Genomic DNA, 251 nt, shown 5'->3' with positions numbered 1-251 from the left:
CTTCCCATCCCGAACAGGACAGTGAAACGACTTTGCGCCGATGATAGTGCGGATTCCCGTGTGAAAGTAGGTCATCGCCAGGCTCTTACAGCGACAAACCCCCTGACCTCCAACGAGGCAGTGGGGTTTGTTTTTGGGATGAGATGCATCAAACACAGGCTGTGGACCGGCGTTGGCAGCTTATTGATGGCAAGTGTTGTTACTTCAATGTAAGCGTCCGGCAATCCCATCTTGAGATAGACCCAGTGTCG

1 protein-coding gene and 1 rRNA gene are annotated in these 251 nt (G+C 52.6%); one reads left to right on the top strand and one right to left on the bottom strand.

Translation table 11 applies throughout. The features are described 5' to 3' along the window. Positions 1–83, top strand: a 5S ribosomal RNA gene (gene rrf, locus SJH88_RS19855); the annotation flags it as partial. On the opposite strand, the gene SJH88_RS19590 is transcribed toward rrf, so the two are convergent. Beyond that, positions 72–251: hypothetical protein (locus tag SJH88_RS19590; RefSeq protein ID WP_274755434.1), on the bottom strand; the 180-nt coding region annotated here is incomplete at its 5' end. The genes rrf and SJH88_RS19590 overlap by 12 nt on opposite strands.

It is taken from the genome of Comamonas sp. GCA5 (genome assembly GCF_036541385.1).
GTDB classification, from domain to species: Bacteria; Pseudomonadota; Gammaproteobacteria; order Burkholderiales; family Burkholderiaceae_C; genus Comamonas; species Comamonas aquatica.
Note: the sequence above shows the minus strand (reverse complement) of the source record. Positions and strands in the feature narration are given on the sequence as shown.